Here is a 24,179-nt window from a genome sequence, read left to right as displayed (position 1 = left end):
GGGGCGGCACTTTGCGCTAAAATCCGACCTTTGCCCCACCGGAAACGCCTGTGAACGGTATTACCATCGCCCTCTCCAAGGGCCGCATCTTCGACGAGACCCTGCCCCTCCTGGCTGCCGCCGGCATCGTGCCGAGCGAGAACCCGGAAAGCTCCCGCAAACTGATCATCGACACCAATCAGGAACACGTGCGCCTGGTGATCGTGCGCGCCTCCGACGTGCCCACCTATGTCCAGTACGGCGCCGCCGACCTGGGGGTGGCGGGCAAGGATGTGCTGATCGAGCATGGCGGTGCCGGCCTGTACCAGCCCCTGGACCTGAACATCGCCAAGTGCCGGATGATGGTGGCGGTGCCCGAGGGCTTCGACTACGCCAGCGCCGTACAGCAGGGGGCCCGCCTCAAGGTGGCCACCAAGTACATCACCACGGCCCGGGAACACTTCGCGGCCAAGGGGGTCCATGTGGACCTGATCAAGCTCTACGGCTCCATGGAGCTGGCGCCCCTGGTGGGTCTGTCGGACGCCATCGTGGATCTGGTGTCTTCCGGCGCCACCCTGAAGGCCAACAAGCTGGTGGCCGTGGAACACATCATGGACATTTCCAGCCGGCTGGTGGTGAACCAGGCGGCCCTGAAGCTGAAGCGGGATACCCTGCAACCCATCATCGACGCCTTCGCGGGCGCTGTGGAGAAGTGAATATGGTGGCCATCCAGCGGCTCGACAGCCGGAGTGAGGATTTTTCCCAGCAACTGAAGACCCTGCTGGCCTTTGAAGGGGCCCAGGACGACAAGGTCGAACAGACGGTGATCGCCATCCTGGCCGAGGTGAAGGCCCGGGGCGATGCGGCCGTGGTGGAATACACCAACCGTTTCGACCGGCTCAGCGCCGCTTCCATGGGGGCCCTGGAACTGCCCAGGGCGGAGTTGCAGGCAGCCCTGGACGGGCTTTCCCCCGAGCGCCGGGCGGCCCTGGAGACGGCCGCCAGCCGCATCCGCGCCTTTCACGAAAAACAGGTGCAGGAAGGCTGGAGCTACACCGAAGCCGACGGCACCCGGCTCGGCCAGATGGTCACCCCCCTGGACCGGGTCGGCCTCTACGTGCCCGGCGGCAAGGCCGCCTATCCCTCCTCGGTGCTGATGAACGCGATTCCCGCCAAGGTGGCCGGGGTCAAGGAACTGATCATGGTGGTGCCCACCCCGGGCGGCGAGAAGAACGCCCTGGTGCTGGCGGCCGCCTGCCTGGCCGGCGTGGACCGGGTGTTCACCATCGGTGGCGCCCAGGCCGTGGCCGCCCTGGCTTTCGGCACTGAAACCGTACCCCAGGTGGACAAGGTGGTCGGTCCCGGCAACGCCTACGTGGCCTGCGCCAAGCGCCGGGTGTTCGGCATCGTCGGCATCGACATGGTGGCCGGCCCGTCGGAAATCCTGGTGCTGGCCGACGGCTCCACGGACCCGGACTGGGTGGCCATGGACCTCTTTTCCCAGGCCGAGCACGACGAACTGGCGCAAAGCATCCTGATCTGCCCGGACGCGGCCTACATCGATCGGGTGCAGGCCAGCATCGAAAAACTGCTGCCCTCCATGCCGCGCCAGGAGGTGATCCGTACTTCCCTGGAAAATCGGGGCGCCCTGATTCTGGTACAGGATCTGGAAGAGGCCGTGGCTCTGGCCAACCAGGTGGCTCCCGAGCACCTGGAGCTGTCCCTGGCCGAGCCCGACGCCTGGGTGGAGAAGATTCACCACGCCGGCGCCATCTTCATCGGTCCCTACACCTCCGAGTCCCTGGGGGACTACTGCGCCGGTCCCAACCACGTGCTGCCGACCTCCGGCAGCGCCCGCTTCTCCTCACCCCTGGGGGTCTACGACTTCCAGAAGCGCACCAGCCTGATCCGGGTGTCCCGGGCCGGAGCCCAGACCCTGGGCCAGGTGGCCGGCGTCCTGGCGGATGGGGAAGGGCTCCCGGCCCACGCCCAGTCGGCCCGCTACCGCCTCGACCGCTGACGGCCCTGCGTTTTCGCCGCTGACACGCCCCGGCTCCAGGCCGGGGTTTTTCTTTTTCGGGGCCGGGTTTTCCATCCGGAGCGCGGCGGTCTGCCGCCTGCACGCGTGGGGCTTGCGGTTCCAGGTGGTGTTGCGGCCATGCAACATCGCCAAAGGTAATAGTTTGTTGCGAGTTGTTGGGAATTGTTGTCAAAGTGTTAATGCGATAAATTCGCGTCCACATCAGGGCAAGCCAGCCGGACGCCAGCCAGCCTGAATCCAACCCCCACAGTTCAGGAGTATGTCTGATGAAGTTCGATAGCCTTGCCTTGTCCGGCGCAGCCCCCTGCCCGACGGCCACCCCGGTCAAGCTGCCGGCCAGTTTCCGGGTCCAGGCCCAGGTCCCCGCCTCCCTGAAGAAAAGCAGCATCGCCCTGGGGATTTCCACGGCCATGCTGGTGCCCGCTGTGACCCTGGCTGAGCCCGAGGCCGCCCCTTCCGGCGAGATCGAAATGAAGGGGGTGACGGTGGTGGAGCGGGTTATCGACCACAATCCCTATGCCGAACCCGGTGCGCCCTACAAGGCCAAGTATTCCGGTGATGCCCGCCACACCCGCCCCCTGGCAGAGACGCCGGCCAACATCTCCGTGCTCACCAAGACCCAGATCGAGGATTCCGGTTACACCGACCTGCGCGACATTCTCGACGCCCAGCCCGGCATCACCCTGGGCACCGGGGAAAATGGCAACGCCTTCGGGGACCGTTACATCATCCGCGGCCAGGAAGCCCGCAGCGACGTGTTCGTGGATGGCCTGCGCGATCCCGGCATGACCATTCGCGAAAGCTTTGCCGTGGAGCAGGTGGAAATCACCAAGGGCCCCAACTCCAGTTTCGCCGGCCGGGGCACGGCAGGCGGCGCAGTGAACGCCGTCACCAAGCAGGCCACCGTGGACTACGAGTTCACCAAGTTCTCGGCGGGTCTGGGCACCGACAAGTACCGGCGCTTCACCGTGGATACCAATCAGGTGCTCTCCGACACCCTGGCCCTGCGGGCCAATGCCCTCTACGGCAGCGAGGATGTGCCCGACCGGGCTCCTGCCGAGCGGGAGCGCAAGGGTCTGGCCTTCTCCGGCCTGTTCAAGCCCAATGCCGACCTGGACGTGATCCTCGACTACTACGGCCTGCGGGCTGACGACAAGCCGGACCTGGGCAGCTACCTGGTGGGATCCCTGCCGAACCGCAAGCCCGCCAAGGATGTGCCCGTCTATGCCCAGCAGCAGGACTTCCTGGAGTCGGATGTGGATACCGTCACGGCCCGCATCAAGTACCGTTTCAATCCTGACCTGCGCCTCACCAACGCCACCCGCTTCGGCAAGTCCGACAATGGCTACGTGGCCACCGGCGCCCGTCAGACCAGCACTGGCGCCGCCAACCCGGATGGGGTCTACACCACGACTTCCCTGAGCACCCACACGGGCTGGCAGGAAGTGGAATACGTGGCCAACCAGACCAACCTCTACTGGGACAAGACCCTGGGCGGGATGAAGCATGAGTTCATCTTCGGCCTGGAGTTCAGCGACCATCAGGTCAAGAACGGGGTCTACAACGTCAGCAATTCCGGCCAGAACTGCATCACCGGCAATGGCACCACCCTCAATGCCTGGTGCATCTTCACCCCCAGCGGCAGCACGGTGAGCGGCCTGGATAACCTGATGCAGCGCAACATCAAGAAGGGCAGCTGGGATCAGGACTGGCGCGCCCGGACTGCTTCCGCCTCGGTCATGGACACGGTGGACCTGAGCGAGCAATGGACCGCCTTCGCCGGGCTGCGCTATGACCGCACCACGGTTTCCCTGAAAACCCAGAACACCACCACCGGCGCCCAGACCGGCGACTACGAATACACCGACGGGATGTGGAACGGCCATCTGGGCCTGACCTACAAGTTCCTGCCCCAGGCCAATGTGTATGTGACCTATGCCACTGCCCAGGATGTGAACGGCGGCGAATCCGACGTGGGCACCAGCAGCGGCTACGGCGGCCTGGTGACCTACAACGGCCAGGCGGCCGGGGCCAAGCCCGAGAAGACCGAAAACATCGAGCTCGGCACCAAGTGGAACCTGATGGGCGGCAAGCTGCTGGCCACCGCGGCGGTGTTCCAGATCACCAAGTCGGACGTGATGGAAGGGGCCAACTACGATTCCGCCGGGACCTTCAACAGCGGCAAGAACCGGGTCAAGGGGATCGAATTCGGCCTGGCGGGCAACATCACCGACAAGCTGAGCGGCCAGGCCGGGCTCACCATCATGGAATCCGAGGTACTGGAATCCTTCACCTCCGCCAACGTGGGCAAGACCCTGAGCAACTTCGCCGACAAGAGCGCCTCGGCCCTGCTGCGCTACCAGCTGACGCCCAAGTTCGGCTTCGGCGGCGCGGTCAAGTACGAGAGCAAGAAGTACGCGGGCCAGCCTGACACGGCGGCGGCCTACGACAGCGCCGGCCGTTACTCCCAGCCCATTCCCTCCTACACGGTCTGGGACCTGTTTGCCGACTACCGCATCGACAAGCGCACCAAGGTCCGGGTGAATGTGGCCAACCTGTTCGACAAGGACTATTACCTGGCCGGCTACCGTTCCGGTTCCTTCCTGTACAAGGGGGACGCCCGGAACGCCAAGGTCACCCTGAACTACGAGTTCTGAGCCCTGCGAGGAGCCCAGGGCGGATCGCCGGATCCGCCCTTTTTCCATGAACCTAAAAACCTCACCACAGAGACACAAAGACACAGAGAAGTCCAAAAAAACAATGGCTTGCATTATCTTCCGCGCTCACCTGGAAAGTGACCTAGCCTTCCAGGACAAGTCTTTGTTTTTCCTCGGCGTCTCTGTGCCGCTGTGGTTTAACTGAGGTTTTAAGGATGAATACAGCCGCCCCACCCCTTGCCCCGTTGCCGCACATTCCCGCTGAGGTGCGCTGCGCCCAGGATTACGAAGTCCTGGCCCGGCATTTCATCGCCGCCCCCAGTCTCGCCTACATCGCCGGAGGCTGCGGCCGGGACCTGAGCGTGGCCGCCAACCGTCAGGCCCTGGATGAGCTGGCCATCGTGCCCCGGCTGCTGCGTGACCTGAGGGGCGGGCACACGAGCCTGAACCTGCTGGGGCGGTCGTTGCCCCACCCCCTGCTGCTGGCCCCGGTGGCTTACCAGACCCTGGTGCACCCCCGGGGGGAGTTGGAGACGGCCCGGGCCGCAGGGGCCATGGAGTCGGTGCTGCTGGTGAGCACCCTGGCCACCCGGACCCTGGAGGAGATTGCCGCCCAGGGGCCTGGAGAGCGCTGGTTCCAGCTCTACTTCCAGCCCGACCGGGGCGCCACCGAAGACCTGCTGCGCCGGGCCGAGGCGGCCGGCTACGGGGTGTTGGTGGTGACCCTGGATGCGAGCATCAAGACCCCCAGCCTGAGTGCTCTGCGGGCCGGCTTCCAGATGCCGGAGCAGGTCCGGGCCGTGAATCTGGACCCCTATCCGGTGCCGCCCCCGGTGAGCCTGGAGCGGGGGCAGAGCCGGATTTTCCAGGGGGTGATGGCGGCGGCGCCGGGCTGGGATGACCTGGCCTGGCTGCTGGACCGGAGCCGTCTGCCGGTGCTGGTCAAGGGCGTCCTGCATCCCGAGGATGCCCGGCGCCTGCAGGCCATGGGCGTGGCGGGCCTGGTGGTGTCCAATCACGGGGGCCGGGCCCTGGACGGGGCGCCCGCCAGCGTGCGCATGCTGCCCCGGGTGCGGGCCGCCGTGGGCGAGCACTACCCGGTGCTGGCGGACGGGGGCGTGCGTTCCGGCAGCGATGTGTTCCGGATGCTGGCCCTGGGGGCCGACGCGGTGCTGCTGGGCCGGCTCCAGGTGTATGCCCTGGCCGTGGCTGGCAGCCTGGGCGTGGCGCACATGCTGAAGCTGCTGCGCGAGGAGCTGGAGCTGTGCATGGCCCAGGCGGGCTGCGCCACCCTGGCGGAGATCCGGCGCGACATGATTTATCGGGAACTAGACGAGGCATAGACGATGTTGATTCCAATCCTAGGGGTCCTGAGCAAGGACGAAGTGAAGCAGTTCCGCAGCCATCTGGACCAGGCCGAGTGGCAGGACGGGCTCAAGACCGCCGGCACCCTGGCCCGGGCGGTGAAACGCAACCTGCAGCTGGAGGACGGCAGTCCCCTGGCGGTGGAGCTGGGCAACCACATCCTGCGCAAGCTGGGCAGCAATCCCCTGTTCATCTCCGCAGCCCTGCCGAGCCGGATCTACCCGCCCAAGTTCAACCGCTACCAGGACGGCGGCACCTATGGGGCGCATGTGGACAGCGCCGTGATGCAGGTGCCCGGGACCCACATCTCGGTGCGCAGCGACCTGTCCGCCACCCTGTTCCTGGCCGAACCGGAGGAGTACGACGGGGGCGAGCTGCAGGTGGAAGGGCCCTTCGGCATCCAGGCGGTGAAGCTGGCGGCCGGGGACATGGTGCTCTATCCCTCCAGCAGCCTGCACCAGGTCACCCCGGTGACCCGGGGGGCGCGCATCGCCTCCTTCATGTGGATTCAGAGCATGGTCCAGAACGACAGCTCCCGGACCCTGCTGTTCGACCTGGACCAGGCGATCCAGGGCATGACGGGCGTGGTGCCCGCCGACGATCCGCGCCTGCTGAAGCTCACCGCCGTCTATCACAACCTCCTGCGCCTCTGGGCCGTCACCTGATCAATGGGAGTTCTGGCATGAAACGCAACATCCTCTGGGGGCTGCTGGCCACCCTGGCGGGCCTGGGGCAGGCCCTGGCCGCCGAACCGGTGCTGAACCTCTATTCCGCCCGCCACTACCAGGCCGACGAGGCCCTCTACGAGAACTTCACCCGCAAGACCGGGATCCGGATCAACCGCATCGAAGGCAAGGCCCAGGAGCTCATCGAGCGCATCCGCAACGAGGGCAGCAACAGCCCCGCCGACGTGTTCATCACGGTCGATGCGGCCAGCCTGGCCGTGGCGGACGCCTGGGGTATCTTTGCCCCGGTCCGCTCCCCGCTGCTGGAAGTCCGGATTCCCGCCCATCTGCGTTCTGCCAACTGGTACGCCTTTTCCACCCGGGCCCGCCTGATCATCTACAACAAGCGCCTGCTCAAGGCCGGGGATGTGCCCACCTACGAATCCCTGGCCGATCCCAAGCTGAAGGGGCTGGTGTGCAGCACCTCCGGGGGGCACATCTACAACCTCACCCTGGTAGCCTCCCTGGTGGTGCACGCTGGCGAGGCCAGGGCCGAGGAATGGGCCCGGGGCGTGGTGGCCAACCTGGCCCGCAGTCCCCGGGGCGGCGATACGGACCAGATCAAGTCGGTGGCCACCGGCGAGTGCGGCGTGGCGGTTTCCAACAGCTACTACCTGGCCCGGCTGATGGCTTCCGAAAAGGTGGAGGAGCGCAATCTGGTGAAGCGGCTGGGCGTGGTCTGGCCGAACCAGGCGGATCGGGGCACCCATATCAACGTCTCCGGCGGTGGCATGGTGAAGACCAGCAAACACCCGGAGGCGGCGGTGAAGTTCCTCGAATACCTGGCCAGCGACGAAGCCCAGCGTTATTTCGCCAACGGCAACAACGAGTGGCCGGCGGTGCCTTCGGTCCAGGTGGATAACGAGGAGCTGGAAGCCCTGGGCAGCTTCAAGGCCGACAGCGTGTCCCTGGTGAGCGTCGCCAACCAGCTGCCCAAGGCCCAGAAGCTCCTGGACCGGGCCGGCTACCGCTGACGGGGCGAAGGCTCAGGGGGCCATGCCGGCCTGCTCCTGGCGGGCCAGATGCAGGTTCTGGCCTTCCAGCAGCTGGGTCATGGTGCGCTGGGGATTGCTGCGCACCTCCTGGCCGTCGTGATAGAGCAGGGCCACGCTCAGGGGGCCCTTGTCGGTGGCCCGCTGGGCGATGTTGTCGGGGCTGATGGTGAAGCGGCCCAGGAAGCGGGTGGTGGGCCACTGCATGTCCCCGTAGGCCAGGTACACGAGCTTGGAGCAGAACACCCGGTGGGTGCTTTCCGCATCGAAATTGAAGTCGTAGGCTTTGCCCACCTGGCGCAGGGTCTGGAGGATGATTTCCAGGCGCTTTTCGTCCGGCAGGCCCGGCTGGCGCAGCACGGCCACGTCATCCACGTTGAGGAAGTGGGCCAGGGTGTTCATCTCCACCCCGGTGCGCAGGGCTTCCACCACCCCCCGCCCGGAGCGGATGGCCTTGTGATGGGGGCGCACCAGGGGATGGTCCCAGAGGCCCATATCCCGCAGTTCCGCTTCCGTGCCTATCCAGATGGCGGCGTGGCCCCAGTGGCCGGGAATGAAGGTGTCGGTGAGGCGGAAGGGGGTCTTTTCCAGCAGGATGTCGCCGGCCCGCAGCTCGCCCAGGAGGCGCTGCTGCACATCCGGCCGCCGGTCCAGCTTGCCGCGCCGGGTTTCCACCAGGCCCACGGTGTTGCCGAACAGCAGGCTGGAGAGGTGGGTGCCTTCTTCCTTGAGGCCGATCAGGGTATCCACCGTGAACGTGCCGAAGATCTCGAAGCCCCGCCCCAGGTTGGCCAGGGGATTGCTGCGCTGGACCATGCGGTAGGACGGGCTCTGCTCGATGGACTGGACCAGGTAGTCATAGCCCTGGAGCGGCGGGTTCGCCGTGCGCGCATGCTCCTGGTACCAGCTGATGGCGCGGCGTACCCGGCGGCGGTTGTCCGGTGAGGCGAACATCTGGTCGATGCGCTGCAGCTCCCGGGCGGGAATGGCAAAGCCCTGGTCGGCCCGGTTCAGGTGCTGGCGCAGGGCCGGGTCGTTACGGTACAGGGAGATGGCGGACAGGTAGTTGTCATACAGGGTCAGGGCGGCGGAGAGGGAGATCAGCACCCCGGTGCGGCGCAGGTCGGCGGCCTCCCGGTCGGCGGGAGGCGGCACCAGGGTCCAGCACTCGTGGGCCAGGGCCCGTTCCAGCAGTTCGTTGCGCTGGGCCAGCAGGGCGGCGGCGCCCTGGTTGATGCGCAGCAGGTCCTGGCCGTTCAGGGCGGTGCCCCGGTTCTTCTTGTCCTGCAGCTCCTGGTACAGCTGGATGGCACCGGCCCGCATGCTCAGGGCCTGTTCCGAAAGCTGCAGGTAGTCCTGGAGCTCCCGCTCCATCCGGGTCCGGTCCGGGGCCCGGGCCAGCTCCTCCCCCTGGCAGGCGCTCAGGGTAGGGGCCTCGGGCAGCAGCTCGGCGGCCAGGGCGGGCAGGGCCGGGGCCAGCAGGGCCGCCAGGCAGAAGGGGCGCATCCAGTCCTTGACCATGGGGCTGCTCCCTCGGGAATCAGGCGAAACCGCGGAAGCTGGTGAAGGCGTCCACCGGCTCCCGTTCGGTGACCAGCTTGTTTTCCGGCGCGTCCGGATCGGCGTAGCCCAGGGCCATGCCGCACACCACCATTTCCTGCTCGCTGATGCCCAGGTGGCGGCGCACGGTGTCCGGGTAGTCGGCGAAGGCAGCCTGGGCGCAGGTGTCCAGGCCCCGGGCCCGGGCGGCGGTCATCAGATTGGCCATGAACATGCCGTAGTCCAGGAACATGCCGCGTCCCAGCTGCCGGTCCAGGGTGAAGATGAGGCCCACGGGGGCGTCGAAGAACTGGTAGTTGCGACCCGTCTGTTCCTTCATGCGTGCCTTGTCCCCCTTGGTGATGCCGAGCAGGCCGTAGAGGTCGAGGCCGATCTTGCGGCGCCGGGAGATCCAGGGCTCGTTCCATTCCTTGGGGTAGTAGTCGAATTCCCGGCCTTCGCTGGCGCCCTGGTTGAACTGCTCCAGGATGGCGGCGGACAGGGCCAGGCGGGCTTCGCCGGCCAGGGCATACACCTTCCAGGGCTGCACGTTGGTGCCCGAGGGGGCGAGGGCAGCGAGCTCCAGCAGTTCGGCCACGAGCGCCTGGGGCACGGGGGTGGGCAGGAAGCGGCGCATGGAGTGGCGGCTGCGGAGGGCGTGGTCCACGGCCTGGATGGCGGCGGGGTCGAGGCGGGTATCGGTCATGGTGTTCAGGCGAGAATGTCGGTGAGGGCGGCGACCAGGGCGGCGCATTCGGCGGGGGTGCCGATGCTGATGCGCAGGTGCTGGTCGATGCGGGGTAGCTTGAAATGACGCACGATTATGCTCCTTTCCCGGAGCTTTTGCGCCAGCTGGGCGGCGTCATGACCCGGGTGGCGTGCGAAGACGAAGTTGGCTGCCGAGGGCAGGACCTGGAAGCCCAGGCCGCTCAGGCGGGCGCTCAGTTCCTCCCGGCTCTGCATCACCGCCTGGCGGGTCTGCTCGAACCATTCCCCATCCTCCAGGGCGGCCACGGCGCCGGCCAGGGCCAGCCGGTCCAGGGGGTAGGAGTTGAAGCTGTTCTTGACCCGTTCCAGGCCTTCGATCAGGTCCGGATGGCCGACCGCGAAGCCCACCCGCAGGCCAGCCAGGGAGCGGGACTTGGAGAGGGTGTGCACCACCAGCAGGTTGGGGTGGCGCTGCACCAGGGCGATGGCGGTATCGGCGCCGAAATCCACGTAGGCCTCGTCGATCACCACTACCGAGTCCGGGTTGGCGGCGACGAGGGTCTCGATCTCCCCCAGGGCCAGGGCCCGGCCCGTGGGGGCGTTGGGATTGGGGAAGATGATGCCGCCGTTGGGACGTTGGTAATCCGCCGCCCGGATGGCGAAATCCTGATCCAGGGGCACGGTCTCGTAGTCGATGCCGTAGAGGCCGCAATAGACCGGATAGAAGCTGTAGGTGATGTCCGGGAACAGCAGCGGCGCCTGATGCTGCAGCAGGGCCTGGAACACGTGGGCCAGGACCTCGTCGGAGCTGTTACCCACGAACACCTGCCGGGGCGTGATCCCGAAGCGTTCGAAATGGCGGGCCACGGCAGCCTTGAGGCTGTCGCCGTTGGGGTCCGGGTAGAGCCGCAGGCGGGCCCCGTCCTCACCCAGTTCCGCCCGGATGGCGGCGACGGCCCGGGGCGAGGGAGGGTAGGGGTTCTCGTTGGTGTTGAGTTTGATGAGGTTGGCGAGCTTGGGCTGCTCGCCCGGCGTATAAGGGGTCAGGCCGCGCACGACGGCGCTCCAGTACTGGCTCATGGGTCCGTTTCCAGGGCTTTGCTGAAAGCCTGAAATGGTATCATGGCCGCCTGTTCAAACCCCTTGAGCCCAGCTCCATGCGCCAAGCCGAAATCTCCCGCAACACCCTGGAAACCCGGATCACCGTGCGCCTCAACCTGGATGGCACCGGCCAGGGCCGGTTTGTCACCGGCGTGCCCTTCCTCGATCACATGCTCGACCAGATCGCCCGGCATGGCCTGATCGACCTGGACATCGAGGCCCAGGGCGACCTGCACATCGATGCCCACCACACGGTGGAAGACGTGGGCATCACCCTGGGCAAGGCCCTGGCCCAGGCCTGGGGGGACAAGCAGGGGCTGACCCGTTACGGACACGCCTATGTGCCCCTGGACGAGGCCCTGTCCCGGGTGGTGATCGACCTGTCCGGCCGCCCCGGGCTGTGTATGGACGTGGAATTCACCCGCGCCAGCATCGGCGATCTGGACACCCAGCTGATTCCCGAGTTCTTCCAGGGGCTGGTGAACCATGCCGGCATGACCCTGCACATCGACAACCTGAAGGGCAAGAACGCCCACCACCAGGCCGAGACCATCTTCAAGGCCTTTGGCCGGGCCCTGCGCATGGCGGTGACGCCCGATGCGCGCATGGCCGGTACCATGCCTTCCACCAAGGGAGTGCTGTGATGGGTATCGCGGTCATCGACTACGGCATGGGCAACCTGCGTTCCGTGCACCAGGCCCTGGCCCATGTGGCCGGGGAGCAGGCCGTGACGGTCACCTCCGACCCCGCCGTGGTGGCTGCCGCCGAGCGGGTGGTGTTCCCGGGCCAGGGGGCCATGCCCGACTGCATGGCCGAGCTGGAAGCCCGGGGGCTCAAGTCCGCCGTGCTCCAGGCCGCCCGGGACAAGCCTTTCCTGGGCATCTGCATCGGCCTGCAGATGCTGTTCGGACACAGCGAGGAAGGCGACGTTTCCGGCCTGGGGGTATTTTCCGGCCAGGTCCGGCGTTTTCCCGAAGCCGCCATGGTGGCCGCCGATGGCTCCCGTCTCAAGGTGCCGCACATGGGCTGGAACCAGGTGTGGCAGAAACCCCATGCCCTGTGGGCCGGGATCGAGGACGGGGCGCGCTTCTATTTCGTGCACAGCTACTGTGTGCAGCCCGATGACGCCGCCCTGGAAACCGGGCGCTGCGAATATGGCGTGCCCTTTACCTGTGCGGTGGGCCGGGCTAATATCTTCGCCGTCCAGTTTCATCCGGAAAAAAGCGCCCGGGACGGGCTGCAACTCCTGAAGAATTTTGTTTCCTGGCAACCCTGATCCGCAACCCCTCCGGCCTTCCCGGTTTTTTCCCAGAAAAATTCCATGCTCATCATTCCCGCCATTGACCTCAAGAACGGCCAGTGTGTCCGTTTGAAGCAAGGCCTGATGGAACAGGCCACCGTCTTTTCCGAATCCCCGGCCGAGCAGGCCCGCCACTGGCTGGACCAGGGGGCCCGCCGCCTGCACCTGGTGGACCTGGACGGCGCTTTTGCTGGCAAGCCCAAGAACGAGGGGGCCATCAAGGCCATCCTGGACGAGGTGGGCGACAGCATTCCCGTGCAGCTGGGGGGCGGCATCCGCGACCTGGACACCATCGAGCGCTGCCTGGACGACGGTCTCACCTACGTGATCATCGGCACCGCCGCGGTCAAGAACCCCGGTTTCCTGCGTGACGCCTGCGTCGCCTTCCCCGGCCACATCATCGTTGGTCTGGACGCCAAGGACGGCAAGGTGGCCACCGACGGCTGGTCCAAACTCACCGGCCACGAGGTGGTCGACCTGGCCAAGAAGTACGAGGACTACGGGGTCGAATCCATCATCTACACGGACATCGGCCGGGACGGCATGCTCTCCGGGGTGAATGTGGAAGCCACGGTGCGTCTGGCCCAGGCCCTTTCCATCCCGGTGATCGCCTCCGGCGGCCTGTCCAGCATCGAGGACGTGCGGGCCCTCTGCGCCGTGGAGCGGGAAGGGGTGGTCGGCACCATCGCCGGCCGGGCCATCTACGATGGCTCCCTGGATTTCAAGCTGGCCCAGGAAGCTGCCGACAAGGCCGGCGCATAATGCTGGCCAAACGCATCATTCCCTGTCTGGATGTCACCGCCGGCCGCGTGGTGAAAGGCACCAACTTCGTGGACCTGCGCGATGCCGGCGACCCGGTGGAAATCGCCCGGCGCTACGACGAACAGGGGGCCGACGAGGTCACCTTTCTGGACATCACCGCCTCCAGCGACCAGCGCGACATCATCCTGCACATCATCGAGGCCTGTGCCCGGCAGGTGTTCATTCCTCTGACCGTGGGCGGCGGCGTGCGCCAGGTGGCCGATGTGCGCCGCCTGCTCAACGCCGGGGCCGACAAGGTCTCCATCAACACTGCGGCGGTGAACAATCCGGACTTGGTGGCGGAGGCGGCGGCCAAGGTGGGCTCCCAGTGCATCGTGGTGGCCATCGACGCCAAACAGGTGGCGCCCGGCAGCTGGCACGTGTTCACCCACGGGGGCCGCAACGACACGGGCCTGGATGCCATCGCCTGGGCCCGCCGGGTGGAATCCCTGGGGGCCGGCGAGATCCTGCTCACCAGCATGGACCGGGACGGCACCAAGAACGGTTTCGACCTGGCCCTGACCCGGGCCGTGGCCGACGCGGTGGGCATCCCGGTGATCGCCTCGGGGGGCGTGGGCAATCTGGACCATCTGGCCGACGGGGTCACCCAGGGGCGCGCTGACGCGGTCCTGGCTGCCTCCATCTTCCACTTCGGTGAATACACGGTGCGTCAGGCCAAGGAACATATGGCCGCCCGTGGCATCGAAGTGCGTCTGTAACCCCGTCTGCGAGCCCCCATGAGCCATGATATGGATGCCAGCCTGCCCTGGCTGGATGCCCTGAAATGGGACGGGGACGGCATGATCCCCGCCATTGCCCAGGATGTTTCCAGCGGCCGGGTGGTGATGTTTGCCTGGATGAACCGGGACTCCCTCCTGGAAACGGTGCGCACCGGCAACGCGGTATACTGGTCCCGCTCCCGGGGGCGCCTGTGGCGCAAGGGAGAGGAGTCCGGCAACTTCCAGAAGATCCGTTCCATCCGCGCCGACTGCGATGGGGATGTGTTGCTGCTCTCCATTGAACAGGAAGGCGGCATTGCCTGTCACACGGGACGGGAAAGCTGCTTTTTCTTCGAACTGAACGGGGAACGCTGGGTTCCCGCCGATCCGGTCCTGAAAGATCCCAAGGAAATTTACGCAAAATGAGCACCCACGACATCCTGCACCGTCTCTCCGAAACCCTGGCCTCCCGCCGCAATGCGGACCCGGAAACCTCCTACACGGCCCAGCTCTTTTCCAAGGGGCCCGACGCCATCCTGAAGAAGATCGGCGAGGAATGCGCCGAGCTGATCATGGCCGGCAAGGACGGCAAGCGCCTCAACATCGTCTGGGAATCCACCGACGTGATCTACCACATCCTGGTGTTGCTGGCCTTCTACGGCCTCTCCATCGAGGACGTGTCCCAGGAAATGCGGCGCCGGGAAGGGATTTCCGGCATCGACGAGAAGAAGTCCCGGGACAGCAAGTAAGGAAGGCCGGTCATGGATAACTGCATTTTCTGCAAGATCGTGAGGGGCGAGATTCCCTCCCGCAAGGTGTACGAGGATGAGCTGGTGTTCGCCTTCCATGACATCCATCCGCAACGTCCCACCCATATACTGGTGATCCCCAGGAAGCACATCACCTCCCTGGCCCAGGTGACGCCCGAGGACGAGCCGGTCCTGGGCCGCATGCTGGCCGTGTCCCAGCAGCTGGCCGCGGCCCACGGCAGTACCGATGGCTTCCGCAACATCATCAATACCGGCAGGGTGGGCATGCAGGAAGTGCCCCATTTGCACATGCACATCGTGGGCGGCCCTGACCCGGTCGGTCCCATGTTGAAGAAACTGTAAGGAGACAAAAATGGGTAGTTTCAGCATCTGGCACTGGCTCATCGTCCTGGTGATCGTCATGCTCGTGTTCGGCACCAAGAAGCTGCGCAACATCGGTCAGGACCTGGGCGGCGCGGTCAAGGGCTTCAAGGACGGCATGAAGGAAGCCAACGATACGGCCAAAACCCCGGAACAGCCGCCCCAGCAGGTGAGTGGCCAGACCATAGACGTGGAAGTGAAGGAAAAGACCAAGAGCTGAGCCCTGCCCGGCGCTTCCGGGCGCCGCCGCAGCTTTGCCGCAGTTCCTTTCCCGCCGCACTTCCTTTGCGCTTGTGAACCTTACGGTTTCCCATGTTTGATATCGGCTTTTCCGAACTCCTGGTCATCGGGGTCGTCGCCCTGGTGGTGATCGGCCCTGAACGGCTGCCCAAGGTGGCCCGTACCGCCGGGCACCTGCTCGGGCGCATGCAGCGTTACGTCAATGACGTGAAGACCGACATCAACCGGGAGATGCAGCTGGATGAGCTGAAGAAACTCCAGTCCCAGGTGGTGGAGTCGGCCCGCACCCTGGAAAGCTCCGTGCGCCAGGAACTGGATGCCGCCAAGAGTTCATTCGAGGGCGTGGGCCAGGAAGCCCAGTCCGCCCTGGCGGAGCTGCAGACCACGGCGGCGCCGGTGGAGGTGGCCCGTCTCGACAGTCTCGACGACATGGGCCCGTCCCCGGTTCCCGGTCCCGGGCCGGCCAGCTTTGAGGCAGCCGTTTCTCCGGCGCCGGAAGCGGCAGCCTCTCCATCTCCCCGAAAAATCGACCAGACCAGTCCCGTCGCATGAGCACAGCCCAGGAAGACACCTTCATCTCCCATCTGATGGAACTGCGGGACCGGCTGATCCGGGCCGTGGTGGCCGTGCTGGTGGTGTTCGTCTGCCTGTTCCCCTGGGCCAAGGAGCTCTACGCCTTCCTGGCTCAGCCGCTGCTCTCGGCCCTGCCCCAGGGCGGGCAGATGATCGCCACCGACGTGGTGGGGGTGTTCCTGGTGCCCATGAAGGTGGCCCTGATGGTGGCCTTCCTGATCACCCTGCCCTACGTGCTCTACCAGGTCTGGGCCTTCGTGGCCCCCGGCCTCTACAGCCACGAAAAACAGCTGGTGCTGCCCCTGGTGGTGGCCAGCGTCCTGCTTTTCTTCACCGGGATGGCCTTTGCTTACTACCTGGTCTTTCCCACCGTGTTCCATTTCATGTCCTCGGTGGCCCCCGAGGGCGTGGCCTGGATGACGGACATCGACAAATACCTGTCCTTCGTGCTTACCACCTTCGTGGCCTTCGGCGTCACCTTCGAAGTGCCGGTGGTGGTGATCCTGCTGGTCAAGGCCGGCATCGTCGATATCGCCAAGCTCAAGGAAGCGCGGCCCTACGTGATTGTGGGCGCCTTCGTCATCGCCGCCATCTTCACCCCTCCTGACGTGATTTCCCAGTTCATGCTGGCGGTGCCCATGTGCCTGCTTTACGAACTGGGCATCCTCATGGCGCGCCTGCTGAGCCGTCCCGCCGTGGCCGGCAGCGGCGCCATGAGCGAGGCGGAACTGGCTGCCGCCCTGGAAGAGGCCGAGGCCCAGCACCGGCGGCTGGAAGACAAGCAGGGCCAGTAAGCCCCGGGGGGGCTCAGCGGGCTAGGCCGCCGGTCAGGGGGTTGAAGGGGCCGGCCAGGGTAGCCGCCTCGCGGCTCAGGCAGCCGTCCTGGAACAGGCACAGGGTGCCGGGCTCCAGGATGCGCCAGGTTTCGTTGTCGGTCAGCGGGGTGGTGGCGATCACGGCCACCCGGTCTTCCGGGGAGGTCACTTCCTGAAAATCCACGCTCAGATCCTGGTCCTTCAGATGGGCCTCGGCAAAGGGGGCCTGACGCTCGATGCAGGCCAGGCGGGTGGAGCAGTGGGCCACCAGGCTTTCGCCCCAGGAGAGCAGGTAGTTGCACTGGCCATGACCGGCCAGGTCCAGGGTGAGCTCATGCAGGCCGGCAAACAGACTGGCGGCGTCGGGCATCTGCTCCCCGAAGCGGCGCCGCAGTTCCTGCAGCAGCCAGCAGAAGGCCCGCTCGCTGTCGGTCTGGCCCACGGGCAGGAATTCCCCGTTCAATTCCGGCTGGAAGTCCGGCAGATGCCCGTTGTGGGCGAAGATCCAGTAGCGTCCCCAGAGTTCCCGCTGGAAGGGATGGGTGTTCTCCAGGCCGACGCTGCCCTGGGTGGCCCGGCGGATGTGGGCGATCACGTTCAGGGAGCGGATCGGGTAATGGCGCACCAGCTCCGCCACCGGGGAGCTGGCTGAAGGCAGCGGGTCCAGGAACAGGCGTACGCCCTTGCCCTCGAAGAAGGCGATGCCCCAGCCATCCTTGTGGATGTCGGTGGCGCCGCCCCGGGCCTGGAAGCCCGTGAAGGAAAAACAGATGTCCGTGGGGACATTGCAGTTCATGCCCAGCAGCTGGCACATGGCAGGCCTATTCGTTGTTGCGGCGCAGGGCGGGGCGCTGGCCTATCTTCACCTTCACCTCGCTGATGCCCTTGGCCCGGCGCAGGCGGAAGGCGGCTTCCTGTTCCGGCTTCAGGGCGGCGATCACATCCAGCATCTCCTGGGGGTCCCGGATCCCCTTCTGGTTCACCGCCAGGAGCACGTCTCCGGGCTGGATGCCGGCCAGGTCGGCCGGGCTGCCCCGCACCACCCCGGCGATCAGGGCGCCTTCGGTGTCGGGCAGGCCGAAGGATTCGGCCAGTTCCTGGGTGATTTCCTGGGCTTCCACGCCGATCCAGCCCCGGATCACCCGACCGTTCTGGATGATCTGCTCCATGATGTGCTTGGCCGAGGAAACCGGGATGGCGAAGCCTATGCCCAGGGAACCGCCGGTGCGGGAGTAGATGGCGGTGTTGATGCCGATCAGGTTGCCATGCACGTCCACCAGGGCGCCGCCGGAATTACCGGGATTGATGGCGGCGTCGGTCTGGATGAAGTTTTCGAAGGTGTTGATGCCCAGGTGGGTGCGCCCCAGGGCGGAGACGATGCCCATGGTGACGGTCTGGCCGACCCCGAAGGGGTTGCCGATGGCCAGCACCACGTCACCCACGCCCACGTCCTCCATCTGCCCGAAGGTGATGGCCGGCAGCTTGTCGGCCTGGACCTGGAGCACGGCCAGATCCGATTCGGGGTCGCTGCCCACCACCTTGGCCTTGAGCTTGCGGCCGTCGGAGAGGGAGACCTCAATCTGGTCGGCGGCTTCCACCACATGGAAATTGGTCAGGATGTAGCCGTTGGGGCTGACGATGACGCCGGAGCCCAGGCCGGAATCCCGGCGCGGCGCATCTTCGAAGCCCTCGCCGAAGAAATGCCGGAAGATGGGATCGTCCAGGAGGGGATTGCGCTGGCTTTTCACCTCCTGGCTGGTGAAAATATGCACCACGGCGGGCAGGGCCTTTCTGGCCGCCTCCCGGAAGCCGTGTCCGGTCCCTGCGGGACCTTCATCGGCCGTCGTCACTGCCTGCTGCAGGGGCACCAGGGTGGCCTGGGGGCGGCCCAGCCACTCGGGTTTGAGGGTGCCGACAACGAACAGGAGCGCCAGGGCCACCGTTGTGGTTTGTGCAAAGATGAGCCAGAGCCTGCGCATAGGAGAACCCATGAATCGTGAAGAATTGGAGCGTTTTCTGGACCAAGTCCTGGAAAGCGGGAAATTTGGTGATTATTCCCCAAACGGATTGCAAGTGGAAGGACGGGCCCGGGTGGCTCGGGTCCTGACCGGGGTGACGGCCAGTCAGTCCCTGCTGGACGAGGCGGTGCGCCGGGGGGCGGATACCCTGATCGTGCACCATGGCTATTTCTGGAAGGGGGAGTCCTCCCGGGTAGTGGGTTACCGGCGCCAGCGCCTGGCCACCCTGCTGCAGCACGACATCAACCTGCTGGCCTACCATCTGCCCCTGGATGCCCATCCCGAGCTTGGCAACAACGCCCAGTGGGCCCAGGCCATGGGCTGGCAGCCCGAGGGGCGCTTCGGGGATCAGGAGATCGGCTGGTGGGGCCGCCTGGCCGGGGAAGGTTGTTCCCTGGACGTCCTGGCCCAGGATCTGGCCCGGCAGCTGGGGCGCCCGCCCCTGGTGGTGGGGGAGGGAAGCCGGCCGATCCGGCGCATTGCCTGGTGTTCCGGGGGCGCCCAGGGGTATCTGGAGGCCGCTGCGGCCCTGGGGGTCGATGCCTATCTTTCCGGGGAGATTTCCGAGCAGACCACCCACCTGGCGCGGGAAACCGGGGTCGCCTATCTGGCCTGCGGCCATCACGCCACCGAGCGCTTCGGCCCCCGGGCCCTGGCGGCCCATCTGCGCCAGGCCCTGGGGCTGGACTGCGAGTTCGTGGATATCGCCAATCCAGCCTGAGGCCGGAGCCCGTTACGGCTGGCTGCTGGTCAGGTTCAGGGAGGCCAGGTAGTGGTCCACCTGGCTCACCAGTTGGTCCAGGGCCAGGCCGTTGAGCATGAAGGCGATGATGCCGCTCAGCTGGCGCTCTTCCAGGATCAGGTCGATGTGCAGCAGCATCACCACGTCGTCCCGGGCGTGGGCATGGGGCTGCAGCACGTCTTCGGGGGTGCCCAGGCTGTAGGTGGGCAGGGAGCTGGTCAGGTGGCTGGAGAACAGGCTGGCCACGGCGCTGGTGCAGGCATTCAGGAGGATGTTGCCGATTTCGCTCATGGCATCCTGCTCCAGGTCCGTGAGCTCCTGCAGGCTGAGGGATTCGTTCAGCATCAGGCGCACCACTTCCAGGGACTGGCGCTCGGGGAAGATCAACAGGCCGGTGGCGCTGAAGGAGCCGGTGAATTCCTGGCTCACGGCACAGATGCGCGCCTCGCCGCCGCTGTTGAGCTGACGGCAGGCTTCGAGGAACTGCACGAACTGCACGGAAAGCACCGACAGGCGCACGGTTTCCCGCACGATGGCGGAGAGGCTGGCGGCGGCCTGGCCGATGCCTACGTTGAAGGCTTCGATCAGGGCATCCTGCTGCAGTTCGTTGAGCTTGTGCATGGGCTCGATTATGTCCAAGGTCAGGGGCGAAGGCCAGCCCCGGGTTCAGCCCCCGTTGCGGCCGTAGGCGACGATGGCCCCGGGGATCTGCTCCAGGGAAATCACCTGGTCGGCGCCGCCCAGCTTGATGGCTTCCTTGGGCATGCCGAACACCACGCAGCTGGCCTCGTCCTGGGCGATGGTCTTGGCCCCGGCGTCGTGCATTTCCTTGAGGCCCCGGGCCCCGTCATCCCCCATGCCGGTCATGATGATGCCCAGGGCGTTGGCGCCGGCAAACCGGGCCACGGAGCGGAACAGCACATCCACGGAGGGCTTGTGGCGGTTCACCAGGGGGCCGTCCACCACCTCCACCACGTACTGGGCGCCGCTGCGTTTGAGCATCATGTGCCGGCCGCCGGGGGCGATCAGGGCCCGGCCGGGGATGACCCGGTCCCCGTTCTGGGCCTCGCGCACTTCCACCTGGCAGATGCTGTTGAGGCGCTGGGCGAACATGGCGGTGAACTTTTCCGGCATGTGCTGGACGATGACGATGCCCAGGGCGGTGGCGGGCAGGCGGGTGAGCACGGCCTCCAGGGCCTGGGTGCCGCCGGTGGAGGTGCCGATGGCGACGATCTGGTCCGTGGTCCTGGCCATGGCGGCGCTGCCGCCGTTGCCGGCCGGCAGGATCACGTCGGCGGAGAACTTGGGCCGGTTGGGGGGCAGCCCCGGGGCCGGGCTGCCGCCGCGCGGCAAGGCCTTGAGATTGGCCCGGGCGGCGGTGCGCACCGCCTGGATGATGTCGTTGGAGGCGTCCTCCAGGAAGCTCTTCAGGCCCACCTTGGGCTTGGTGATGATGGTGACTGCACCGGCGGCCAGGGCTTCCATGGTGGCCTGGGCCCCCTGCTCGGCCAGGGAGGAGCAGACCACCGTGGGCGTGGGGTGCTCGGCCATGATCTTCCTGAGGAAGGAAAGCCCGTCCATGCGCGGCATCTCGATGTCGATCACCAGCACGTCGGGCCAGTGGGACTTCATCTTGTCCAGGGCGAAGAGGGGGTCGGAGGCGGTGGCGATCACTTCGATGCCCGGGTCCTGGGCCAGGGCCTGGGACACCACCTGGCGTACTAGGGCCGAGTCATCCACGATCATTACCTTGATTTTCTTTTCAGCCATGGGGGCTCCTGGTTTGGGCGCCTTTGCCATCGGGAAAGGCCAGCCAGACCTGGCCGCTGGCCAGGTCGAAAGTGATCTTGCGGCGGCCGCTGCCGCCCACGTGTTCGGAAATCAGGGGAATGCCCGCCGCCTGCAGCAGGCGGCGGCCCTGGGCGATGTTGCTCTGGCCGATGTCCAGCTGGGCGCCGGGGCCCGTCAGCATGCCGCCGCCGCCGAAGAGTTTGGCCTGAAAATCCCCGGGGCGGCAAGCATGGGCGCGGATGGCCTCGAGCAGCAGGGCAAAGGCCTCGTCGCCGAAACGGCCGTCCAGAGGCAGTTCCTCCTGCTGACGGCGCTGGCCCAGCACGTAATGGCACATGCCCCCCAGGCGCAGCCGGGGATGCCAGAGGGTGATGGAGACACAGGAGCCGAGCAGGGTGGAAATCCTCAGGGGAGCTGCGCCGAAGTGCAGCTCTCCCGGTTCCAGCAGCACCCGGGGGCCGTCGTAGGCAGCCTGGTTCATGTCTTCCTGTAGATGGTGGGGCGCACGCTCTGCAGCGGGGCGGCGATGCCGGACAGGGTTTCCGAGTGGCCGATGAACAGGTGGCCGCCGGGCTTGAGCCGGGGCATCAGGTTGTTGACCACCTTGGCCTTGGTCTCCTGGTCGAAGTAGATCATCACGTTTCTCAGGAAGATCACGTCGAATTCGCCGATGGCGCTATCCACGGGCATTGTCAGGTTGACCTGGGCGAAGCTGACCCGTTCCCGCAGTTTGGCGGAGATCAGGAAGGTGCCTTCCTGGGCGCGGACCCCCTTGAGGCAGTACTTGCTCAGGAAGGCCGGGGGAATGCCTTCATGGCGGACCAGTGGGTAGTGGCCCCGGCGGGCTTTTTCCAGGACCCGGGTGCTGATGTCGGAGCCGAAGATTTCCCAGGGATTGGAGGGCAGGTATTCGGCCAGGACCATGGCCATGGTGTAGGCCTCCTCCCCGGTGGAACTGGCGGCGCTCCAGATGCGGAAGGGACTGCCCCCCTGATGCTTGCTCAGGATATGGTCGCGCAGATAGTCGAAATGCTTGGGCTCCCGGAAGAAGTAGGTTTCGTTGGTGGTGAGCAGGTCCACCATGATCTGCAGCTCTTCCGGGTAGTTGCCGGTGGCCAGCATCCGGTAGTACTGGCCGAAGGTGTCCAGGTTGTTGGCTTTCAGGCGGCGGGTCAGACGCCCGACCAGCAGCACCTTCTTCACGTCCGAGAGGCTGATGCCGGCGATCTTGTAGATCAGGCGCTGGAAGAGGGCAAATTCCTCGTCGCTGATGTCCGTGGTGGCGCTCATGATGGTGTCCGGAGTCTAGAAGAGTTCGATCTTTTTCTCAGTGGAGGCGCCGCGCTGGGTGATCTGGCGTGCCAGGGCATCAGCATAAGCGGTTTCCCGCTTGATCAGGGAGGAGGTGGCCATGCTGGTGACCATGCGGCGGCAGTAGGCATCGCCATTTTCCGGCAGGAACAGGATCTTGCGCGACCAGGGGCCGAGAAAATCCGAGGCAACCAGGGGGATGCCCTCCCGGGCCAGCCAGTCCCGGGCAAAGTCGGCATTGCGGCGGCCGATGTTCATGCCCTGGGCCAGGCTTTCGATGATGGTGCCGCCGCCGAAGGCCTTGGCTTCCAGCAGGGGCTTCCTGGCTCCCTTGGCCAGCAGCCCGTTCAACAGGGCCTCCATGCAGTAGTCCCCTGCCAGCAGGGCATCCACCTCGCTGTGCGGGGTGCGCTGCAGATTGGGCAGCATGAAGTGGTTGAGCCCGCCTATCCCGGCCCCCTTGTCGTACATGCACACGGCCACGCAGGAGCCCAGCAGGGTGGACAGGGGTTGCACCGCCTCGATGGCCCAGGCTCCTGGCGCCACGCTGCGGGAGAGGCGTTCGATGTCACGGCTATGGAGGTGGGCGTAGGTCAAGGAAGGCTCAGAAACGCTTGAAATGGGTTGCTGCCCCGGGGCGGGCCGCGGGTTTCTGGCGGTGGCTGGCGGCCTGCCCCAGATGCTGATGTTCCTGACCCAGGGTGAAGAAGCCCATGATGTCCTGGAGCTGCTCGGCCTGGCCGCCGAGTTCTTCGGCGGTGGCGGCGAGCTCCTCGGAGGCGGAGGCGTTCTGCTGGGTGGCTTGATTGAGCTGGTTCATGGCGTTGTTGATCTGGGCGACGCCGGAAGACTGCTCCTGGGAGGCGGAAGCGATTTCCTGGACCAGGTCGGAGGTCTTGTTGATGGAGGGGACGATCTCGTCCAGGAGCTTGCCGGCCTTCTCGGCCATGCCGACGGAGTCGCCGGCCAGTTCGCCGATTTCCTGGGCGGCTACCTGGGAACGCTCGGCCAGCTTACGCACTTCGGCGGCGACGACGGCAAAGCCCTTGCCGTGTTCCCCGGCCCGGGCGGCCTCGATGGCGGCGTTCAAGGCCAGCAGGTTGGTCTGGTAGGCGATGTCGTCGATGATGCCGATCTTCTCGGCGATCTTCTTCATGGCGCCCACGGTCTCGGAGACGGCCTTGCCCCCTTCGGACGCTTCCTTGGCCGCCTGGGCCGCCATGTGGTCGGTGACCTGGGCGTTTTCGGCATTCTGGTGGATGGAGGCGGACATCTCTTCCACGGAGGCGGAAGACTCTTCCACGGAAGCGGCCTGTTCGGAAGAGGACTGCGACAGGGACTGGGCGGTGGCGGAGACCTGTCCGGCGGCATTGGTGAGGGCGTCGGCGGCGGTCTTGACCTGGGCGACGGTGTCGGAGAGGCGGACGACGGTGTTGTTGACGGCGTCCTTCAAGACCAGGAAGTCGCCCTGGTACTGGGCGGCGATGTTCTGGGTCAGGTCGCCCTGTTCGAGGGCGGACATGATGCGCTTGACCTCGTCGATGGGGCCGATGACGGCATCGAGGGTGGCGTTGACGCCTTCGACGATCTTCCGGAAATCGCCCTGGTGGGCGCTGGCATCGGCGCGGGTGG

General features: G+C 66.1%; 28 protein-coding genes. 17 read left to right on the top strand and 11 right to left on the bottom strand.

The annotated features are described in order from the left end of the window. The first annotated feature begins 50 nt into the window (after nt 1–50). From hisG to G474_RS0103750, 6 genes are all read left to right on the top strand, one after another. Nucleotides 51–695, top strand: a complete 645-nt coding sequence (gene hisG, locus G474_RS0103780) for an ATP phosphoribosyltransferase (RefSeq protein ID WP_026685817.1) — start codon at nt 51–53, stop codon at nt 693–695. A 2-nt stretch (nt 696–697) separates the two neighbouring features. Next, nucleotides 698–1,999 carry a histidinol dehydrogenase gene (gene hisD, locus G474_RS0103775; RefSeq protein WP_026685816.1) on the top strand — a complete coding sequence of 434 codons (1,302 nt, stop codon included), beginning with the start codon at nt 698–700 and terminating at the stop codon, nt 1,997–1,999. Between the two features lie 287 nt (nt 2,000–2,286). Further along, nucleotides 2,287–4,677 carry a TonB-dependent receptor gene (locus G474_RS0103770; RefSeq protein WP_084513550.1) on the top strand — a complete coding sequence of 797 codons (2,391 nt, stop codon included), beginning with the start codon at nt 2,287–2,289 and terminating at the stop codon, nt 4,675–4,677. Between the two features lie 215 nt (nt 4,678–4,892). Continuing rightward, a complete protein-coding gene (locus tag G474_RS0103760) occupies nt 4,893–6,020 on the top strand; it encodes an alpha-hydroxy acid oxidase (protein ID WP_043463157.1) in 1,128 nt (375 codons plus the stop codon). Nucleotides 6,021–6,023: 3 nt separating this feature from the next. Beyond that, on the top strand, nt 6,024–6,707 hold the full coding sequence (locus tag G474_RS0103755) for a Fe2+-dependent dioxygenase (RefSeq protein ID WP_026685813.1): 684 nt from the start codon (nt 6,024–6,026) through the stop codon (nt 6,705–6,707). A 17-nt stretch (nt 6,708–6,724) separates the two neighbouring features. Further along, complete coding sequence (locus G474_RS0103750; protein WP_026685812.1) at nt 6,725–7,741, top strand: Fe(3+) ABC transporter substrate-binding protein; 1,017 nt, start codon at nt 6,725–6,727, stop codon at nt 7,739–7,741. 12 nt (nt 7,742–7,753) lie between these two features. Here the strand turns inward: G474_RS0103750 and G474_RS19395 are convergent, their stop codons facing one another. Genes G474_RS19395 through hisC form a run of 3 tightly spaced genes read right to left on the bottom strand, consistent with a single transcriptional unit; the run spans nt 7,754 to nt 11,086 of the window. Beyond that, a complete protein-coding gene (locus tag G474_RS19395) occupies nt 7,754–9,280 on the bottom strand; it encodes a YiiX/YebB-like N1pC/P60 family cysteine hydrolase (RefSeq protein WP_051281803.1) in 1,527 nt (508 codons plus the stop codon). 19 nt (nt 9,281–9,299) lie between these two features. Continuing rightward, on the bottom strand, nt 9,300–10,004 hold the full coding sequence (locus G474_RS0103740; RefSeq protein ID WP_026685811.1) for a nitroreductase: 705 nt from the start codon (nt 10,002–10,004) through the stop codon (nt 9,300–9,302). 5 nt (nt 10,005–10,009) lie between these two features. Next, entirely contained in the window at nt 10,010–11,086 is a 1,077-nt protein-coding gene (hisC, locus tag G474_RS0103735) for a histidinol-phosphate transaminase (protein WP_026685810.1), read from the bottom strand. A 77-nt stretch (nt 11,087–11,163) separates the two neighbouring features. On the opposite strand from hisC, the gene hisB reads away from it, so the two are divergent. From hisB to tatC, 10 genes are all read left to right on the top strand, one after another. Beyond that, nucleotides 11,164–11,751, top strand: coding sequence for an imidazoleglycerol-phosphate dehydratase HisB (gene hisB / locus G474_RS0103730; protein ID WP_026685809.1), 588 nt, complete (start codon nt 11,164–11,166; stop codon nt 11,749–11,751). Beyond that, nucleotides 11,751–12,383, top strand: a complete 633-nt coding sequence (hisH, locus tag G474_RS0103725) for an imidazole glycerol phosphate synthase subunit HisH (RefSeq protein WP_026685808.1) — start codon at nt 11,751–11,753, stop codon at nt 12,381–12,383. Before hisB ends, hisH begins: the two co-directional genes overlap by 1 nt. Before the next feature lie 45 nt (nt 12,384–12,428). Beyond that, nucleotides 12,429–13,169 (top strand): 1-(5-phosphoribosyl)-5-[(5-phosphoribosylamino)methylideneamino]imidazole-4-carboxamide isomerase, encoded by a 741-nt coding sequence (gene hisA / locus G474_RS0103720; protein WP_026685807.1) that lies wholly within the window; start codon nt 12,429–12,431, stop codon nt 13,167–13,169. Continuing rightward, nucleotides 13,169–13,927, top strand: a complete 759-nt coding sequence (gene hisF / locus G474_RS0103715; protein ID WP_026685806.1) for an imidazole glycerol phosphate synthase subunit HisF — start codon at nt 13,169–13,171, stop codon at nt 13,925–13,927. Before hisA ends, hisF begins: the two co-directional genes overlap by 1 nt. An 18-nt stretch (nt 13,928–13,945) precedes the next feature. After that, nucleotides 13,946–14,353: a phosphoribosyl-AMP cyclohydrolase gene (hisI, locus tag G474_RS0103710; RefSeq protein ID WP_026685805.1), complete on the top strand. Its 408-nt coding sequence runs from the start codon at nt 13,946–13,948 to the stop codon at nt 14,351–14,353. Then, entirely contained in the window at nt 14,350–14,676 is a 327-nt protein-coding gene (locus G474_RS0103705) for a phosphoribosyl-ATP diphosphatase (protein WP_026685804.1), read from the top strand. Before hisI ends, G474_RS0103705 begins: the two co-directional genes overlap by 4 nt. 12 nt (nt 14,677–14,688) lie before the next feature. After that, on the top strand, nt 14,689–15,039 hold the full coding sequence (locus tag G474_RS0103700) for a histidine triad nucleotide-binding protein (protein WP_026685803.1): 351 nt from the start codon (nt 14,689–14,691) through the stop codon (nt 15,037–15,039). 10 nt (nt 15,040–15,049) lie between these two features. Next, nucleotides 15,050–15,277 carry a Sec-independent protein translocase subunit TatA gene (gene tatA / locus G474_RS0103695; RefSeq protein ID WP_026685802.1) on the top strand — a complete coding sequence of 76 codons (228 nt, stop codon included), beginning with the start codon at nt 15,050–15,052 and terminating at the stop codon, nt 15,275–15,277. A gap of 92 nt (nt 15,278–15,369) precedes the next feature. Beyond that, nucleotides 15,370–15,849 carry a Sec-independent protein translocase protein TatB gene (tatB, locus tag G474_RS22390; protein ID WP_084513549.1) on the top strand — a complete coding sequence of 160 codons (480 nt, stop codon included), beginning with the start codon at nt 15,370–15,372 and terminating at the stop codon, nt 15,847–15,849. Next, on the top strand, nt 15,846–16,664 hold the full coding sequence (gene tatC, locus G474_RS0103685; protein WP_026685801.1) for a twin-arginine translocase subunit TatC: 819 nt from the start codon (nt 15,846–15,848) through the stop codon (nt 16,662–16,664). The genes tatB and tatC overlap by 4 nt, the downstream gene beginning before the upstream one ends. A 13-nt stretch (nt 16,665–16,677) precedes the next feature. Here the strand turns inward: tatC and G474_RS0103680 are convergent, their stop codons facing one another. Both G474_RS0103680 and G474_RS0103675 read right to left on the bottom strand, forming a co-directional pair. Further along, a complete protein-coding gene (locus G474_RS0103680; RefSeq protein ID WP_026685800.1) occupies nt 16,678–17,499 on the bottom strand; it encodes a class II glutamine amidotransferase in 822 nt (273 codons plus the stop codon). 7 nt (nt 17,500–17,506) lie between these two features. Beyond that, nucleotides 17,507–18,664: a Do family serine endopeptidase gene (locus G474_RS0103675; protein ID WP_026685799.1), complete on the bottom strand. Its 1,158-nt coding sequence runs from the start codon at nt 18,662–18,664 to the stop codon at nt 17,507–17,509. A gap of 10 nt (nt 18,665–18,674) precedes the next feature. On the opposite strand from G474_RS0103675, the gene G474_RS0103670 reads away from it, so the two are divergent. Further along, a complete protein-coding gene (locus G474_RS0103670) occupies nt 18,675–19,424 on the top strand; it encodes a Nif3-like dinuclear metal center hexameric protein (RefSeq protein WP_026685798.1) in 750 nt (249 codons plus the stop codon). A 12-nt stretch (nt 19,425–19,436) separates the two neighbouring features. Here G474_RS0103670 and G474_RS0103665 read toward each other — a convergent pair whose 3' ends face one another. The 6 genes from G474_RS0103665 to G474_RS19385 all read right to left on the bottom strand — a co-directional run. Next, nucleotides 19,437–20,066, bottom strand: coding sequence for a hypothetical protein (locus G474_RS0103665; RefSeq protein WP_026685797.1), 630 nt, complete (start codon nt 20,064–20,066; stop codon nt 19,437–19,439). 45 nt (nt 20,067–20,111) lie between these two features. After that, on the bottom strand, nt 20,112–21,215 hold the full coding sequence (locus G474_RS0103660) for a protein-glutamate methylesterase/protein-glutamine glutaminase (protein WP_026685796.1): 1,104 nt from the start codon (nt 21,213–21,215) through the stop codon (nt 20,112–20,114). After that, nucleotides 21,208–21,717: a chemotaxis protein CheD gene (locus tag G474_RS0103655; protein WP_026685795.1), complete on the bottom strand. Its 510-nt coding sequence runs from the start codon at nt 21,715–21,717 to the stop codon at nt 21,208–21,210. Before G474_RS0103655 ends, G474_RS0103660 begins: the two co-directional genes overlap by 8 nt. Then, on the bottom strand, nt 21,714–22,526 hold the full coding sequence (locus G474_RS0103650) for a CheR family methyltransferase (RefSeq protein ID WP_026685794.1): 813 nt from the start codon (nt 22,524–22,526) through the stop codon (nt 21,714–21,716). Before G474_RS0103650 ends, G474_RS0103655 begins: the two co-directional genes overlap by 4 nt. Nucleotides 22,527–22,541: 15 nt before the next feature. Next, on the bottom strand, nt 22,542–23,144 hold the full coding sequence (locus G474_RS0103645; protein ID WP_026685793.1) for a chemotaxis protein CheD: 603 nt from the start codon (nt 23,142–23,144) through the stop codon (nt 22,542–22,544). 7 nt (nt 23,145–23,151) lie between these two features. After that, nucleotides 23,152–24,179, bottom strand: a 1,028-nt coding sequence (locus tag G474_RS19385; protein ID WP_043463154.1) for a methyl-accepting chemotaxis protein, incomplete at its 5' end; no start/stop codon positions are given.

This window comes from Azovibrio restrictus DSM 23866 (genome assembly GCF_000429665.1).
Lineage (GTDB): Bacteria > Pseudomonadota > Gammaproteobacteria > Burkholderiales > Rhodocyclaceae > Azovibrio > Azovibrio restrictus.
Note: the sequence above shows the minus strand (reverse complement) of the source record. Positions and strands in the feature narration are given on the sequence as shown.